The organism is Agarivorans sp. 1_MG-2023, assembly GCF_030548385.1.
GTDB lineage: Bacteria > Pseudomonadota > Gammaproteobacteria > Enterobacterales > Celerinatantimonadaceae > Agarivorans.
Genome location: NZ_JAUOSJ010000004.1, coordinates 317,346 through 334,263, shown reverse-complemented (window position 1 = coordinate 334,263; position 16,918 = coordinate 317,346). Strand labels below are relative to the sequence as shown.

Annotated in this window: 15 protein-coding genes; 5 read left to right on the top strand and 10 right to left on the bottom strand. The window is 43.7% G+C overall.

The annotated features are described in order from the left end of the window. Window positions 1–237 precede the first annotated feature (237 nt). From Q4592_RS07865 to Q4592_RS07840, 6 genes are read right to left on the bottom strand one after another with little or no spacing between them, the layout of a single operon-like run. Window positions 238–4,746 (bottom strand): pilus assembly protein, encoded by a 4,509-nt coding sequence (locus Q4592_RS07865; RefSeq protein ID WP_303511761.1) that lies wholly within the window; start codon window positions 4,744–4,746, stop codon window positions 238–240. After that, the gene (locus Q4592_RS07860) at window positions 4,746–5,144 is read right to left on the bottom strand and encodes a type IV pilin protein (protein WP_303511759.1); all 399 of its coding nucleotides are present in this window, start codon (window positions 5,142–5,144) and stop codon (window positions 4,746–4,748) included. The genes Q4592_RS07865 and Q4592_RS07860 overlap by 1 nt, the downstream gene beginning before the upstream one ends. A 4-nt stretch (window positions 5,145–5,148) precedes the next feature. Further along, window positions 5,149–5,688 (bottom strand): hypothetical protein, encoded by a 540-nt coding sequence (locus tag Q4592_RS07855; protein WP_303511758.1) that lies wholly within the window; start codon window positions 5,686–5,688, stop codon window positions 5,149–5,151. Between the two features lie 2 nt (window positions 5,689–5,690). Further along, on the bottom strand, window positions 5,691–6,467 hold the full coding sequence (locus Q4592_RS07850; RefSeq protein ID WP_303511756.1) for a PilW family protein: 777 nt from the start codon (window positions 6,465–6,467) through the stop codon (window positions 5,691–5,693). After that, window positions 6,455–6,967 (bottom strand): type IV pilus modification protein PilV, encoded by a 513-nt coding sequence (pilV, locus tag Q4592_RS07845; RefSeq protein WP_303511755.1) that lies wholly within the window; start codon window positions 6,965–6,967, stop codon window positions 6,455–6,457. The genes Q4592_RS07850 and pilV overlap by 13 nt, the downstream gene beginning before the upstream one ends. Then, entirely contained in the window at window positions 6,936–7,484 is a 549-nt protein-coding gene (locus Q4592_RS07840; RefSeq protein WP_303511753.1) for a GspH/FimT family pseudopilin, read from the bottom strand. The genes pilV and Q4592_RS07840 overlap by 32 nt, the downstream gene beginning before the upstream one ends. 358 nt (window positions 7,485–7,842) lie before the next feature. Between Q4592_RS07840 and Q4592_RS07835 the strand changes: the two genes are divergently transcribed. After that, a complete protein-coding gene (locus Q4592_RS07835) occupies window positions 7,843–8,265 on the top strand; it encodes a hypothetical protein (RefSeq protein ID WP_303511751.1) in 423 nt (140 codons plus the stop codon). Window positions 8,266–8,285: 20 nt separating this feature from the next. After that, window positions 8,286–8,660 (top strand): acetyl-CoA sensor PanZ family protein, encoded by a 375-nt coding sequence (locus Q4592_RS07830; protein WP_303511749.1) that lies wholly within the window; start codon window positions 8,286–8,288, stop codon window positions 8,658–8,660. Window positions 8,661–8,706: 46 nt separating this feature from the next. On the opposite strand, the gene glpX is transcribed toward Q4592_RS07830, so the two are convergent. Further along, window positions 8,707–9,714: a class II fructose-bisphosphatase gene (glpX, locus tag Q4592_RS07825; protein ID WP_137673438.1), complete on the bottom strand. Its 1,008-nt coding sequence runs from the start codon at window positions 9,712–9,714 to the stop codon at window positions 8,707–8,709. A 70-nt stretch (window positions 9,715–9,784) separates the two neighbouring features. Then, window positions 9,785–10,390: a DUF4202 domain-containing protein gene (locus Q4592_RS07820; protein WP_303511748.1), complete on the bottom strand. Its 606-nt coding sequence runs from the start codon at window positions 10,388–10,390 to the stop codon at window positions 9,785–9,787. A 169-nt stretch (window positions 10,391–10,559) separates the two neighbouring features. Here Q4592_RS07820 and ald point away from each other — a divergent pair, with 169 nt between their 5' ends. After that, on the top strand, window positions 10,560–11,675 hold the full coding sequence (ald, locus tag Q4592_RS07815; protein WP_303511747.1) for an alanine dehydrogenase: 1,116 nt from the start codon (window positions 10,560–10,562) through the stop codon (window positions 11,673–11,675). Between the two features lie 59 nt (window positions 11,676–11,734). Here ald and Q4592_RS07810 read toward each other — a convergent pair whose 3' ends face one another. Both Q4592_RS07810 and rpoH read right to left on the bottom strand, forming a co-directional pair. Continuing rightward, window positions 11,735–12,217, bottom strand: a complete 483-nt coding sequence (locus tag Q4592_RS07810; protein WP_137673436.1) for a DUF4357 domain-containing protein — start codon at window positions 12,215–12,217, stop codon at window positions 11,735–11,737. Window positions 12,218–12,315: 98 nt separating this feature from the next. Continuing rightward, entirely contained in the window at window positions 12,316–13,164 is an 849-nt protein-coding gene (rpoH, locus tag Q4592_RS07805; RefSeq protein WP_137673435.1) for an RNA polymerase sigma factor RpoH, read from the bottom strand. Window positions 13,165–13,509: 345 nt separating this feature from the next. On the opposite strand from rpoH, the gene cobA reads away from it, so the two are divergent. Both cobA and nirB read left to right on the top strand, forming a co-directional pair. Continuing rightward, complete coding sequence (gene cobA, locus Q4592_RS07800; RefSeq protein ID WP_303511744.1) at window positions 13,510–14,358, top strand: uroporphyrinogen-III C-methyltransferase; 849 nt, start codon at window positions 13,510–13,512, stop codon at window positions 14,356–14,358. Window positions 14,359–14,368: 10 nt separating this feature from the next. After that, the gene (gene nirB / locus Q4592_RS07795; protein WP_303511743.1) at window positions 14,369–16,918 is read left to right on the top strand and encodes a nitrite reductase large subunit NirB; all 2,550 of its coding nucleotides are present in this window, start codon (window positions 14,369–14,371) and stop codon (window positions 16,916–16,918) included.

Below are 16,918 nucleotides of genomic sequence, written 5' to 3'. Positions count from 1 at the left end.
AAAAAGTAATAAACGACCATAGAAAACCTGTTGGAATTTTAAGCTGCAAAGGATGAAATTTCAGTGAACCCTTAGACAAATTATTTTAGTAATATCTATTAAAAACATATATTTAAATAAATACCTCATCAAAAGAAATACACCACATATAAAAATAATAAACAAGCAAAGAACGGCTGATGATAAACAAAAAAAGGGAGCTGCAAGCAGCTCCCTTTTTAATCTATCAGATTACGTTTAGTGCAAGGCTCGTAAGCTTAAACGACCCGTTGGGGATTCGTAGTCGTCATAACAAAACATAGAGCCATTACTTAAGGTAATACAGTTTTTCTGGATAATACCGTCTTCACCGACCACACCTTCATCAGTCAAATTAGGGTCAATAATCACTGATGGTGATGATGGAATGCCATCTACTTTTTGATGAGAGCTTTCATCATCAATCGTGTTGGAGTCATCGTTTGGATCTGTGTAGTTTTCGTTACCAGAGTTCCACGTTACGCCGGAATGCAAGTTCATTTCCATGTACCAACCGCTACCACCTGCAGTACAAATATCCTCACTAGGTAATAATGTTGTAAAGCTCAACTTGTTAGCTAACAATAAACTATTAGTTACCTGTCGCTCACCATAATTATTAGTATTATCACTTTCAGTATTGACTAAATCTAAATACCAACCGTTGTGGACCCCCCAATCGATAGGATAACTTGATACTTTGCGGTTTTGTGCATCTTCCTCAACAATAGACTGACGTAGCAAATTACTATATACCTGCTCACTATCGACCTGCGTTCTAGTAGTTGTATAGTAAGTTTTATCTAATTTATCCCAGATAGCATAAACGGACTGAGTAGGTTGCCCTAAATACTTATTATCATCCGTTTCAATATACTTTCCAGTTCCAAAAGCGACTAAAACCCCTTGTCCAATCCCATAAGGGTGAACACCAACTGAAGGGCGCGTGGTGATGGCTTGAGAAATATAAGTGGCAGGAGAACCCGATTTATCTAAGCTAACCGCTGTAAATAGGGGTTTATCGTCGTCATTAGCAATCTTCCAGTTTCCTGTATCAGCATCAGAAATATTGAAAACCCACATATTCCCATACAAATCGCCAGCATAGATACGATCGGCTATGCCATCACTATTTAGGTCTACCACGGCGGGACTGGCAAGCGCATTAGGTCTGTTTTCACCGGTAGGATCTACTATGCTTCCCACGGTTAATGACTTAATTAAGCTACCATCGTCAAGGTCTGCTATATATAATGTCCCAGCATCTTCAGCAGAGTTGTAACCATTTGAGAAAATAACCCCAACTTTTCCATTTTTAAGCTTAGCAATTGTAGGTTTTTCCCGGGTAAAGCCTATGCCACTGTAACCAGCATCAGTGCTATTAATTTCCCACTTTATTTTATTTTTGTTAGTAGTTCTCATATCACTAACGTCAATCGCATATAGTCCTTTAAAACCAGTACCTAAAGTGCCAACTACGATGGTTTTATCATTATCATTTGTATATCCAGAAATTTCCCCATCAACGAAATACTTATGAGTGTAACTGCTCTTGGTCAGACTATTGAGCTGTGAATAAACTTGGCTTGGAATATAAGCCATAATCTCTTCACCATTCGCTACATCTATCACATGCACCATGCCATCATTTGCACCAAAAACTAATACAGGTTTATCTACGTCGTGCCCATTAACATTGTCCACATAATAAGGCGTCGAGTTTATTATATCCCCTAAAGCAGACTTTCGCTCTCTCATGTAATAAGCAAGGTCAGAATCTTCGAAAGTTCTGTCTCCACGTAAATAGTTAATAACGGCGGTAAGGTAGGCTAGCTTCTCTGAATCAGTACCATTTTGCCCTGCCAATAATGCATTAATTTGAGCTGAACTTAGGCCATTATCAGCACCAAGTAAATCAGTGGTCGGCGCAACAAAATCAATAATTTGTTTACTATCATCATTGCGACTATATATGACTCTGCTTGACGGAGAGACCGCATCCAATTTTGCTGCCGCTTGCCAAGAGGGAGTATCACTAAAACTTCCTCCATTGCTGGCATAAGCCAGTACATCGCCATTCCAGTGCTCGCCTTCAAATCTTGTTTGGTATAAAAAAGCACCACTATTTAAAAAGGTATTATTGAAGACAGGGGAAGTAGACGATTGAGCATCTCCAAAAGTTTTGTCTAGCGCTTTCGCAATCTGAGTCTGCAGCTCACCGGCGTTGGTAACAGGGAAGTAATTATCTGGTTCTCCAGACTGGGTTTTATCCCACTCTCCGGTGTCTGGTTTACCGTTCGCATCTGCACCAATCTCTGAGTCTACAAACCCTCCCCATTTAGCTGCGTACCAAAGTGGTGAGGGCAGCAAGTTTGCAGATGTAGAGCTTGGGAAAAAACGGCGAGTGCGCTCTAATTCCAAATTATCAACATTTGGAGTCAAGGTCCTTAAACGAGAGTTATTAGGAAATGGTAAATCATCTTGTTCGGGGGTATCAAGGTAATAGTTGGTTAAACTCCCACCGCCATCTTTTTTGTCTCGAACATCAAGATAAATACCATCGGCATTCTCCCCGGCTCCATTTTGGGCGCCTGAAATAACATAACCTGCGTGTTGATCTATGCTCCCATAGGCATAACTAGACACTAAACTTAACTCTAAACCTTCTTTTGTCACACAACCATCAGGATCCGCATAATCTGGACACAATTGCTTCACTTCATAACTGTATTCAACAATCAAATCCATATCATGGTCGGCACCTTGCTCAACATCTTCAAAGTTGATCCTAAACTTGCCTTTTGTAGGTGAAAGCTCTTCTACGTAATAGTCAACAATGGTATTGGTAGGCTGAAATTGTCCTTGTGTTTTATCAATGCTATAACCTGATATAGACTTAGCAAAGGGAACAATTTTAATAATACTACCATCAACTTTGACGTCTACTTCTGGCAGTGGTGAAGAAATAGCCACTACCATGGTGCTAATGTTTTGCTTACCTTCTTTTGAGGGGAATAAATCTGTTTTATGACCATAGTAAGCAACACCCGCAACAGAGTAACTACCTTCTTTAGTGGGTTCCGCTGGTGATAAGCCACGAATAGTAGATAAGTCAGTGACATCTTTAGCAGTAGGTGCACTTTTAGTATTAGAAATATCTCCAACAGATTCTCCAATAAAATAGTGACCATTTTCGACCTCCTCTTCTGAGGAGATGGTTTTCAACAAATTCGTTACATTAAAACCTGTAAGCGTAGAACCTTGATAGCTTATAGCTTGATTTAAGCTGTCTCGTCTGAGGAAATCATTAAGTGCACCAGGCAATTCATCAGAATCATAAGAAGGGTTAATATCACTGATCACCAGATTATAAGGTGCAGCGCAATAAGAACGCTTCGCAGTCGCAGGATCATCCCAGTTTTGATAAGGATTATCCCAGGTTGCGTAAGGTAAGCCTAAAGACGCATCGATAGTTCCACTACCTGCTGAGTAACTGGCACTAGCACTATTTTCACCATGGAAATAACGAACACTTTCATAAAGCATTTCACCAATTGGGTTCCCCCAAGATGTACACTCCCCATTGACAATTGCTCTCGTTGCCACCCAACCACAACCATACTCTTCGGAACCATAGTCAAAACCGTAAATCTTCAGCTTGTTGATAGTACTAACGATTCCATTAACAGTGGTATCAAATACTCCTGAGCTTGAGTCAACTTCAGAGCCAAAATCTCCCACAGCTTTACGAAGAACACCGCCGGATAAATTTTTATCGTAGCTCCCAGTGATTAGGCCAAATTCGATACTGCCATTCTCGCCATAATCGTGAAGTAAACCTGTCGGTTTATAGTTACCATCTGAATATTCTTTACAGTTTTCTTCTAGTGAATCTTCGGCACAAACTTCAACTCTAATGTTAAAAGTATTATCAATGGTTCGACCACTGCTGCTTAATACTGGCCGTTCAGTACTCGCCCACTCCCAAATGTTACCTGTTGGTTCTTTAGGGCTAGTTGCGCTAGGAGCCACCTCTTGCCGCACTCTTAACTGAGGAGTTCCTCCATCGGCAAAAGATGCGGTTCCAAAAAAGTGTTTAGTACCATCACTAGGTAAAGAGAATGGTGAATACATTCTAATGTTGTATTTATCAACCGCAACTGAGGTATACATCTTTCCCCAACTGTGAGCATCTTGAGGGATGAACACTCTCTCTAACACCGTTTGACTATTTTCAGTTCCGCTAGCGGCAGTATCAGTCGAGCGATATCCGCCATACAAAACTTTTCTTAAAACATCCATACGCGACATCGTCAGATAGTTTAAAAAATCACCACTCCAAGATCCTGCACCAGATTGAGCACAGGTTTTGTAGTTAGTAGTATCGCTATCCGATTGAGCTGTGCCTGAATTCAACACAGCTTGCTCAGGAGAAAACTTACCAGACGCATAGGCGTAACAACGATTATTATCAAAATAACCCGCATAATTAATCTTATTAGGCGAGTAACGAATATCTAATTCACCGTCGCCGTCTAGATCCGAGGCATCATTATAAGCTTCGTAATAAAGGGTATGATCTCGTCCCATTACCAACATAACTAAAGGAGGAGGGTTGTTCGCCGCATATAATGGGGCGGTAGCCAAATCCAAATTAGCGGCAAGGGAAAAGGTTGAAAAAACACTGAGGACAGTTGCACTAAAAACAGGATGTAAAAAAACTTTCATTACCAGCACCCCCCACTAGCCGGAGTAGTAGCACCGGTACTAGAAATAGTGAGTGGACCACAAGAATCACCACTTTGAGAACCTTTAGGGGTAGCCGTTAGCGTATAAGACGTACCTGTAGAATTAGCCACTGCGGTTAATGTATAAATTTCACCAAAGTCGTTACTCGGTGTATAAAAATTTAGAGAAGCTGAGCTTACCGCCCCACTATAATTAAGGTGCATAGCGTAGTAACTTTCCATATGCTGAGCGGCTTCGACTAAAGTTCGCTTACCTTCTTCGCGCTTGGTGCTTTGCACATGGCTTAAATAACTCGGGTAGGCGATACCCGCTAGTATGGCTACGATGGCGACTGTTATCATCACCTCTAGTAACGTAAATCCTTTTACTTGTTTCACTCTATTACTCCATGAACGCTACATAAGATTGTAAATAAGTCACTGCTCCACCAGTACCTTCTGCTTTCGAGGTAATTCTTAAGAAACGACGTTTAGGTACGTTTACCCCAAGAACTAAGCCAGAATCGACACCACCATCCTCAATGATATAACGAGGTTCTCCAGCAAGAGAACTCCCTGCAGAATCGGTTACTGATGTCATTTTATTACCAACAACCCAATTATCTTTGTCTTGCCACCATTCGTCATTACTAACCACTACACCACCTTGAGTATGAGTAAAGGCAGGAGTAACCAAATTGTTTGCTGTATCTGGATTCAATAGAGCATCTTCGTGGTACGCCTGCTGGCGAACCACAAACTCCGCCTCATGAATACCTGAGGTTGCACGCGAAAAACTCATTGAATGATCTTGGTGAACGGCAGAACTTTTTCGCCCACTGGACACCTGCTGAGCAATAGCAATACCGATCATTGCAATGATAACCACCATCACCAAGGACATAATCAGCGCCATTCCACGCTGCTTAACATTTGTAGGCATTTCTAGCTTCCTTGATTAAGTAATAAGATGGTTTCGTTCACCACTTGACGAAGCCGCTTGTCATTCGCAGCTGCTATCGTTTGATCAAGTACCTTATAGCTCTTTGTATTGCTTAAGTTCCCCATAGAAACTTCTTGCGAGACCAATAAGCCTACTTTTACTCGGTTAACCAGATTCCAATCAGGTACTTCATTGGCTTTATAATATTTGAACGTAGTGTCATCAACACTGCCGTAAAGCAGTTGTAAATTATCCATATCTTCATCAAATATAGTGTTGCCACTGCTGTCACGACACATCAGTTGGTTACTTGTAGAAATGTAGAAAATAATGGTTGTAACTGTATCGGCAGCCAATACTTCGCCGTCGCATTTATAGATACTTGCATTGGGTGCAGCCGCGCCATAAAAGCGAATACCGACGACATCGGTACCAGCCTTCGCGTCCGTGAAAGTACCCCGATTATCGATCCCTTGAACCATTTGACCTTCTTCCCACGTAAACCCAAAAGCGTCAGCATTAGGCACCAAAGGTAGTAAGGTATTCTGGTAGAGTTGGTTATAGTCTCGAAAACCTGCCTGCTGTAAGTAAAGGCGCAGTGTTTGTATGCTCATACGATTTTTGCCCACTAGAAGATGGCTAGCTCTAGTGGCTTCATAGCTTTTTTGATCGCCAATTAGTGCCGCATACAAACCGCCAACTACAATCAGAGACAGTATCAAAGCGATCATTAACTCAACTAAGCCAAAACCGGCTTGTTTTCGTATTATCTTACCCACACCGCCACCTCGCTGCATTGATGAGCATTACCGCTAGCATCGGCTGTACAATCTTCGGCTCCTACACCACTTAAATTTGCATCCCAGGTCATTTTTACAGTGACTAAATTACTGACGTGTTGAACAGAGAAACGTAATTGGGGAATGTAAACTTTATGACTCATGAACCATTCTCGAATTTCATATTTAGCAAAATTTGAACGAGAACAAGCAGATGTAAGACAATCCATATCATCAGGAGCACTGCCATCAGCCAAATTGCTAAAATTGAATTCATTATTAATAGTAGCTTCTGGCATCGCGCTAAAACGCTGCACTAAATCCAACATAGCAACGTTAGCTGTTTGGGCAAAACGGGCTTGATGCGCTGTATTAACTGATTGAATTTGCAGGGCTGCGTGACCAAGCAAACCAATAGCAACTATAACCACAGCGATCAACAGCTCAATTAAAGTAAAACCTTGCTGTTTATGGGCAATATGTTGTTGATGGCGCTGCATATTCAATCCTCCCCATTCGTGACACAGCGATACGCTGGTCGTCATAATCATTTGAGGGAGCACAAACGGTTAGTTCGCCCGCTAAAGCATGGCCTGTAGGAAAAAATCTGACCAAGGTACTGGTACTGCCACTGGCCGACGGGCTGTACTTGAGCTCCGCAGATTTAGGGCTAGGATAAGCGGCAATAATGGTATCATTAGACTCTAAATTTCCGGAACGAGTCTCATCTAAAAACACTAACCAGCCTTTATTTGCACCCCAAGCAGTTTCGCAAGTAGAACCATTTGTTGTAGGGCAAACATAGGTTGAGAGGTTGTTTCGAATAGCTTCTTGCTGAGCCACCATTAGGCTATTAGCCAACAAGTCACGGGTGACTTTTTGCTTATTGTCTTGCATAAAGCCTTGAAGGGAGGGTACGGCCACCACCATCACAATTACCAATATGGCAACGGCAATCATTAACTCGATTAAGGTAAAACCTCGAGCGGTATAGCGTTGTTTGGGTATACCAAGCATTGCTTATCATCCATAACAGCAAATAATCTCACTTAACTTCCGAAAAGCAAGATGCATAGCAACCACTTAGAAACCAGTAAGATTATATAAAAAAATCAATATATAAGCTGAACAGTTTGACAAACATCAATGACTTACACAATAAGCAAACAAGCAATAGTTGACAGATATCATATTTCCAACTACCACTTCTGTAATGCTAGCTTGACAGCAAAATTCTTTGTCTCAAATACCCAACACTTTTTTGCATAAGCATCGGCTTTAACTGATAATTATTGGCCAATAATACGCTAAAACCATTGGTGAAAAATCGTTAAAATGTGTACTCTAAATTCACGATTAATTACCGCTACTTTTTATGAAACTTCAGTCCTTACCCAGCTACGTTGATGACGCTTATGTTAATGATGTTGTCAGCGAGTGCATCAGTTTTATGAAAGGTACCGCCCCTTGGTGGGTGAAGCAGTCTTGTTTGGAATGTCGCGAATCTAAACGCCTATTACATATCTTCTTAATTGCTTTTAGTTCTTGGCGAAAGCGACAGGCTCAACCTTCTCATAAACGAGGCGCTGGCCCAAATAACCGCTTTGACCTAGGCCCGCTTATTTATGATTTAAGTTACACGATCAATCAGCTGGTCAATCAAGATATTAGTTTACTCAACGATCAACTAAAAACGTCTCTCACTGCAATTAACCAAGACTCTCAGCAATTTCTTAAAGACTGGCACAACTTAGATGTTGAGCAGTTTACCGAGACTCCTCTGTCTAACGTTTCATAACTTAACAATACACAGGTACTATGCGCTTATCTTTTCAGGCCATTGAAAACTGGCCACTTTACAGCAACGACTTAGCTAAAATCTCACCAAATGTTGAACAGCAGCAATGGCTTAGCTGGCAACAATCTAATCAACTCTACGTGGCTATTTTTAATCAGCGAGTTGTCGCTTATTGTGTCTTGAGCGAAACCGATTCCTTACTGCAAATCAGCAGGTTTATTGTGCGGGATGTTACTCAGCGTCGCGGCATTGGTTTGTTTATGTTTCAGCAGTTATTACAAGTCACTAAAAATCGTCAACTAACAGGTTTACAGTTTCCTCATAGTAACGACCCAGTGGTGCTGAGTTTTTACCAGCATTTAGGTTTAAATAATCAGTTCATATTTCAGCTATAAAAAAACCAGAGCCTAGGCTCTGGTTTCTTTAATCGCATATTCAGACTTACAAAATAATCGACTTAAGGTTGTCGTTCTTACGGTCTAAATAGTGAGTAGATTGAATCTTACGGATGGTACGCGTTTTACCACGAACCAATAAGGTTTCTGTGGTCGCAATGTTACCTTGTCGATTAATCCCTTCGAGTAAATCGCCTTTGGTAATACCGGTAGCCGAGAAGATTACATTGTCATTTTTGGCTAGATCACCCAGCTGTAATACGCTGTTCACTTGAATGTCTTCAGCTTCACAGCGGCGAGTTTCTTCTTCGCCAATTGCACGGTTTTCTGGCGTATCTTCTTTCACTTGATGACGAGGAATCAAACGCCCCTGCATGTCGCCACCTAATGCGCGAATAACTGCCGCAGAAATCACCCCTTCAGGTGCGCCGCCCACACAGTACATCATGTCCACTTCACTCAATGGCATACACGATAGAATAGAAGCTGCTACATCACCATCAGGAATAGCAAATACACGCACACCTAAGGTTTGCATCTCTTTAATCACGGCATCGTGACGCGGTTTAGCCAAGGTGATAACCGTCATATCACTCAACTCTTTGCCTAATACCGACGCCACCATTTTGATGTTGTGTTCTAAAGGCATATTTAAATCAATACAGCCTTTAGCTTCTGGGCCAACAACCAGCTTTTCCATGTACATGTCTGGGGCACGTAAAAACGCACCTTTTTCGCCTACAGCGAGCACAGCCACTGCGTTGTTTTGACCCATCGCGGTCATGCGAGTGCCTTCAATAGGATCAACGGCAATATCTACGCCTTCGCCGCCGGTGCCTACGTGCTCGCCAATGTACAGCATGGGCGCATCATCGATTTCACCCTCACCAATTACCACTTCGCCATCAATATCAATATCATTAAGCATGATACGCATAGCTTCTACTGCTGCATTATCAGCAATATTTTTGTCGCCACGGCCCAACCACTTGTAGCCAGCTAATGCTGCGGCTTCAGTTACGCGGGAAAAACGAAATGCCAGATCTCTTCTCATCGGAAACGCCTAATCAACTTAAAATCGTGGCGAATTCTAGCACACAATTACGTTTTATTCAGCCGAGATACTAAGCTAAAGCTTGTTGCACCAAGCTAAGCGCCTCGTCAGATAAATCCAAGGCTAATGCGGCTTGCTGCCCTTCAGGAGACATTTTCCCCCAGGTTTTTTGTACTATGCTAATGATTTTTTCGTGCTGGTGTTTGTTAGCAAATTCTACGAAGTAAAACTTCAAAAATACCAAACAGATAACATCTTCTAGAGCTTGAGTTAAGGGGTTACGTTTTAGCTTTTCTTTGCGTAACAAACTGCAAGTATCGTCAATAAAACTTTCTGCCAACTCATGTTTGCGCATAATCTCGGCAGTCAACTCTGCATGTTTCTTACCTAAATCAGTGCGCCATTTCAGATAACCCGCTCTTCCCTCGGGATAATCACTACGTAACGACAACCAACGGCCAATATGCTGTGCACGAGCGGCAATTTGCAACTCTGCGGGTGGGTTTAGCATGAACTCATGTAAGCAATTGGACATTCGCTTGCCGTACAAAAACTCCTTGGCATGTTCATCGCCGAGCTCATCAAAGTCTTTATTTGGGTCGTTGAGGTTAAATTGATCAATATCGTTTAATACTTGATTCAGAATATTTTGCTGCATGATTCCGGTGTTTCCCATAACTTTGTTTTATCCTTTAACATGCGCACAACATATCCTACCAAAACCACAAAAACAACACAGACAGTTACACCAAAAAAGTATTGCAAAAACAGCTTATTTAACTATATGTTAAATAACAGAGCGGCATATATGACCAACATATATATCAATAAAGGAGTTAATCGCTATGCTGATTGGTGTACCTAAGGAAATAAAAAATCACGAATATCGTGTGGGCATGACACCCGCTAGTGTTAACGAGCTGGTCCAACACGGCCATCAGGTTATTGTAGAAACCCATGCCGGCGAAGGCATTGGTTTTAGTGACGCTGATTACCAAGCCGTTGGAGCGAATATTTCTAGCACCGCAGCCGAAGTGTTTGCCGCAGCAGAAATGATAGTGAAAGTGAAAGAGCCGCAAGCGGTTGAGCGCGCAATGCTGCGCGAAGATCAGCTCTTGTTCACCTACCTTCACCTTGCCCCCGATCCAGAGCAGACCCATGATTTAATAAAATCGGGCGCAGTGTGTATTGCCTATGAAACAGTCACTAGTCCGCGTGGTGGTCTGCCATTACTGGCACCGATGTCAGAAGTAGCGGGGCGTATGGCGATTCAAGCTGGAGCCCTGGCACTAGAAAAGTCTAAGGGCGGCCGCGGCGTATTGCTGGGCGGCGTACCCGGCGTAGAGCCCGCTAAAGTCACCGTAATTGGTGGTGGCATGGTCGGTCGTAACGCCGCGCAAATGGCAGTAGGCATGGGCGCAGACGTGACCATACTAGACCGCAGCATTGATGTGCTTCGTAGCATTGATGCCGAGTACCATGGCAAGCTCAAAACCGTTTACTCAACCAGCTCGAGCATTGAGCAGCATGTACTTGAAGCAGACTTAGTTATAGGCGGGGTATTACTTCCTGGTGCAGCAGCACCTAAGTTAATCACCAAAGACTTGGTCAAGCGTATGAAAAGTGGCAGCGCCATCGTTGATGTAGCCATCGATCAGGGCGGTTGTGCAGAAACATCTAAAGCAACCACTCACCAAGATCCTATATACATTGTTGATGACGTTGTGCATTATTGCGTAGCGAATATGCCAGGCGGCGTGGCTCGCACCTCAACCATGGCACTTAACAATGCTACCTTGCCCTACATTATCACCCTAGCCAACAAAGGTTATAAACAAGCCTTGTTAGATGATGAGCATCTACGTAATGGCTTAAATGTTATGCACGGCAAGTTAACCTGTGCTGAAGTGGGCGAAGCCCTCGCGTTAGCCTCAGTCGATCCACTTAGCCTGCTGGCTTAAGCTTTATCGCTACAACAAAAAAGAGCGCCTCGGCGCTCTTTTTTAATCGCTAATTTTTATTAACGCTTTTTGCCGTAGCCACGATCTTTAAGACTGCGACCCCATTTATCAAGCCAAGCATCCAAACCGCTACGGGCATTGCCGGCGATTAAGCATGCCGCCGAACTAGGGCTAGAAAATTGATAGTCACGCATAAACTCGTAACCTTCGCCTTGGCGACACACTACATGCTCTTCGAGTAACTGCTCACGCAATGCCAGCACTGCCGGGCGTAATGACTCTGCACCGCCGCCGTTAGCGGTTGACCCCTTCACTACCATAAAGCCAGGCTTGTTTTTCGCACCTACCGGATAACCATGCGCCACTGCTTGTTTAACACTAAAAGAATAATCAGCTGTAATGGTATGAGCGCTACTCTCTACCACCAATTCACGCAGCGAAAGCAATTGTTGGTATAACTCAATAGGCAAGATAGCAGCGGTTTTTCGACCATCACTGTCTATAACAAAGTTAACTTTAGAGAGTTCGAAAGGACCGTCCATGTCAGACCTAGTGTTGAAAAGTTTGTGCAAATTTAACACAAGCAACGGGCAGATTTGAATATAAAAAAACCTCGCTAGGCGAGGTTTTTAATAAGTTTCTATTCCATGGCTGCTTTGAGCTTCTTCATGGCATTTTTTTCTAACTGCCTAATCCGCTCTGCTGAAACTTGATACTGGTCAGCCAATTCTTGCAAGGTGGCTTTATCTTCATCTAGCCAGCGGCGCTGCACAATATGCGCGTTACGCTCGTCTAAGGTCGCTAAAGCAGAACGCAAGCGATTTGCTGCTGCCACTTCCCAGTTCTCTTTCTCAACAAACTGGGCTACATCTGAAGACTTATCTTCTAAGTATTGAATTGGCGCAAAGCTGCCTTCACGTTCATCATCGTCGGCGGCCAGATCAAAGGCTTGATCTTGGGCACTCATACGAGATTCCATTTCCAATACATCCTTAGTGGTAACACCAAGGTTTTCTGCCACCATGTTCACTTCATCGTTACTAAACCAACCTAAGCGCTTTTTAGACTTACGTAAGTTAAAGAACAATTTACGCTGCGCTTTAGTGGTGGCAATTTTTACCATCCGCCAGTTACGCAATACGTATTCGTGAATTTCCGCTTTAATCCAATGCACAGCAAAAGATACCAAACGAACGCCTACATTAGGGTCAAAACGTTTTACGGCTTTCATTAAGCCTACGTTGCCCTCTTGAATCAAATCGGCTTGAGGCAGGCCATAACCTGCATAGTTTTTAGCTACGTGGGCCACAAATCGCAAGTGCGACATCACTAATTCACGTGCGGCCTTTAAGTCACCTTCTTCAAACAGGCGAGTAGCTAATGCTTTTTCACGCTCAGGCGTGAGCATCTCAATCCGATTAACTGATTGGATATAGGCTTCAATGCTCCCTTGTGGGACTAGCGCCATAGATGCATTTACTTGATCCATATCAACCTCAAAATATTACTCGATTAGCGAGTCTATCATAGCGTTTAGCCAAGATCTAACCCCTTCATTACTGGACCCAAGGCCTATGCGTTGGCTCACTGGCTTCCACTTGTATGACGCTCTAAATAAGAGATAGTTCACACTTTTAAGCACTTTCTAGGTGCGCCATTTTACCAAATAGGTGCAAGTTATCCCTTAAGGAGTATAGAGCGTTAATCTTCAATAAAAATTTCACAAAAGGCTAAGTCATTGAATAAAAATGACTTTGATCAACTTTTAAGGTTTTTTTTGCTACTGGCATCATGATTGCGTCATAGCTGACATAAGCAGTTTTAGGGTAGTGACATGAGCATACAAAGAATTAGCCAACATCCAAATAAGCACCACAATCAACAGGTTAAAGCAGCCATGGTTGATTTAGTAGGCGCTGGTCCTGGCGATCCGGAGCTGCTCACACTGAAGGCCTTACGCAGTATAGAGCAAGCCGACTTGGTGCTTTACGACCGCTTGGTAAGCCAAGACATCTTAGCGTTAATTCCGGCGACCACTAAAGCGATATACGTGGGTAAAGCCAAAGCCAATCACTGTATTCCGCAAGACCAACTTAATTTATACATGGTAGACAAAGCCAAGCAGGGTTTGCGCATTTGTCGCCTTAAAGGCGGTGACCCTTTTGTATTTGGCCGCGGTAGCGAAGAGTTAAGTGTATTACATGAACACGATATTCCAGCTCAAGTCATTCCTGGTATTACTGCCGCATCTGGCTGTACCAGCTATGCAGGTATTCCGCTAACCCACCGTGGGTTAGCCACTGGCTGCAGCTTTATTACCGGCCACAAACAAGATGGCAAATTAGATATTGATTGGGCTCAACTCGCCCAGTTAGACCACACCTTAGTTTTTTATATGGGGCTGAGCAGCTTGCCTGAAATCAGCCAACAGCTACAACGTTTTGGTAAGAGTGCCCAGACACCCGCCGCACTAATAGAAAAAGGCTGCCAAAACGATCAACGCGTTGTTACCGGCCAATTAGACCAGTTACCTACGCTCGCCAGTGAACATCAATTGCAATCCCCTACATTAATTGTAATTGGTGAAGTTGTATCACTGCGCGAGCAACTCAATTGGCTAGCCAAGTTAGACGCGAATCAGAACCAATTTGAATTAGAAAATAGCGCTGCTTTAAGCGCATAGGAGAGAGTACATGGAACGTATCATTGTTGTCGGCAACGGCATGGTGGGTCACCATTTTATTGACCAACTGATACAGCAAGACAAGTTAGGCCAAGTTCAAGTAACAACGTTTAGCGAAGAGTCACGCTTGGCTTACGATCGAGTGCAGTTATCAAGTTACTTCTCGGGTAAAACCGCAGACGACTTGATGATGACCTCTCCTGAGTACTACGACGAACACGGCGTACAATACTTTGTAAACGACAAAGTGATTGAAGTTCTTCCTGAAGAGAAGATTGTGGTAACCGCTAGCGGTCGTCGCGAAAGCTACGACAAATTAGTATTAGCCACTGGCTCGTATCCGTTTGTACCGCCAATCCCTCGCCCAGAAGACAAAGCCGCTGAAGAAAACATTCTGGTTTACCGCACCATCGAAGATTTGGAAGCGATGACCAAATCTGGCGAGAACTCAAAAGTAGGTGTGGTAGTGGGTGGTGGTTTATTAGGTTTAGAAGCCGCCAAAGCACTTAAAGACCTAGGCATGGAAACTCACGTAGTGGAATTTGCCCCTCGCCTAATGGCCGTACAAGTATGTGACGGTGGCGGCGCAATTCTTCGAACCAAAATTGAAGAGCTAGGTGTAAAAGTTCACACCGAGAAAAATACCAAAGAAATTGTTGCGGGCGAAAATACCCGTTACCGCATGAATTTTGCCGACGGTAGCAGCCTAGATACCGACATGATTTTGTTCTCTGCTGGTATTCGTCCGCAAGATCAGTTGGCTCGCGAAACAGGCTTAGAACTTGGTCCTCGCGGCGGCATCGTTATTAACAATCAGTGTCAAACCTCCAACCCAGACATCTACGCAATTGGCGAATGTGCTTTATGGGAAGGCAAGATTTTCGGCTTGGTAGCTCCAGGTTACAGCATGGCAAAAGTCACTGTAGACCATATTGCGGGTGAGCAAGCTAAAGAGTTTGCCGGTGCCGACATGAGCACCAAGCTTAAATTAATGGGTGTAGACGTAGCCAGTATTGGTGACGCACATGCCAATACCGAAGGTGCATTAAGCTACAGCCTGAGTGACGAAGCCCGTCAGGTATACAAAAAAGTAGTCACCAATGCTGCTGGCGACCGCTTATTAGGTGCTGTTCTAGTCGGTGACGCCGATGACTACGGCAACTGGTTGCAATTGTTCTTAAACGACATGCCTCTACCGGTTGCTCCAGAGTATTTATTAGTACCGTCTTCTGAAGAAGGTGCTGCCGCAGCAATGGGCGTAGATTCGCTGCCAGATAGCGCGCAAATATGTTCATGTTTCGACGTCACCAAAGGTCAAATTTGCCAAGCAGTACGTGATGGCGCCACCACCATGGGCGATATTAAAGCCACCACTGGTGCAGCCACAGGTTGTGGCGGTTGTAGCGCATTAGCGGTGCAAGTAATGAACGCCGAGCTAGAAAACTTAGGCGTAGAAGTTAGCAACGACATTTGTGAGCACTTTGCTCACTCTCGCGCCGAGCTCGCCGACATCGTTCGCGTGAAAAAGATTAAAACCTTTGAGCAGCTACTTAGCGAACACGGCAAGGGCCATGGGTGTGAAATCTGTAAACCAGCAGTGGGGTCAATCTTAGCCACCTTCTGGAATGACTACGTTCTAAAAGACGACCACATTAGCCTGCAAGATACCAACGACATCTTCTTAGGCAACATGCAAAAAGATGGTACCTACTCTGTAGTACCACGAATTGCCGGTGGAGAAATCACTCCAGACAAATTGATTGTGCTAGGTGAAGTTGCTAAAGAATACGACCTTTACACCAAAATCACTGGTGGTCAGCGGGTAGATTTATTTGGCGCGCAACTGCACGAACTACCAAAGATTTGGAGCAAATTAATTGATGCCGGTTTTGAAACAGGCCACGCCTACGGTAAGTCTTTACGTACCGTTAAGTCGTGTGTTGGTTCAACCTGGTGTCGTTACGGCGTGCAAGACAGTGTAGGCATGGCGATTCTATTAGAGAATCGCTACAAAGGCTTACGCGCGCCACACAAAATTAAGTTTGGTGTGTCAGGGTGTACTCGCGAGTGCGCTGAGGCACAAAGCAAAGATATCGGCATTATAGCTACTGAAGGCGGTTGGGGTCTTTATGTATGTGGTAATGGTGGTATGCGCCCTCGACATGCCGACTTATTCGCCACCGATTTAGACGACGTAACCCTAATGCGTTACATCGACCGCGTATTAATGTTTTACGTGCGCACCGCAGACCGTTTGCAACGTACTTCAGTTTGGCTAGAAAATCTTGAAGGCGGCGTAGACTACCTAAAAGAAGTGGTTATTGAAGACAAGCTAAATATTTGTGAAGAGTTAGAGCAGAACATGCACCACGTAGTTGAAAGCTACCAGTGTGAGTGGAAATCAACGGTGAACGACGAGAAGAAACTCGCCCGCTTTAGCCAGTTTATTAACGCCGATGAACCAGACAACAATTTGCAATACGTTCGTGAGCGTGGCCAACGTCGCCCCGCTACCGAAGAAGAACGTATTCAAACCATCGAAATAGTAGAAGCACCATAA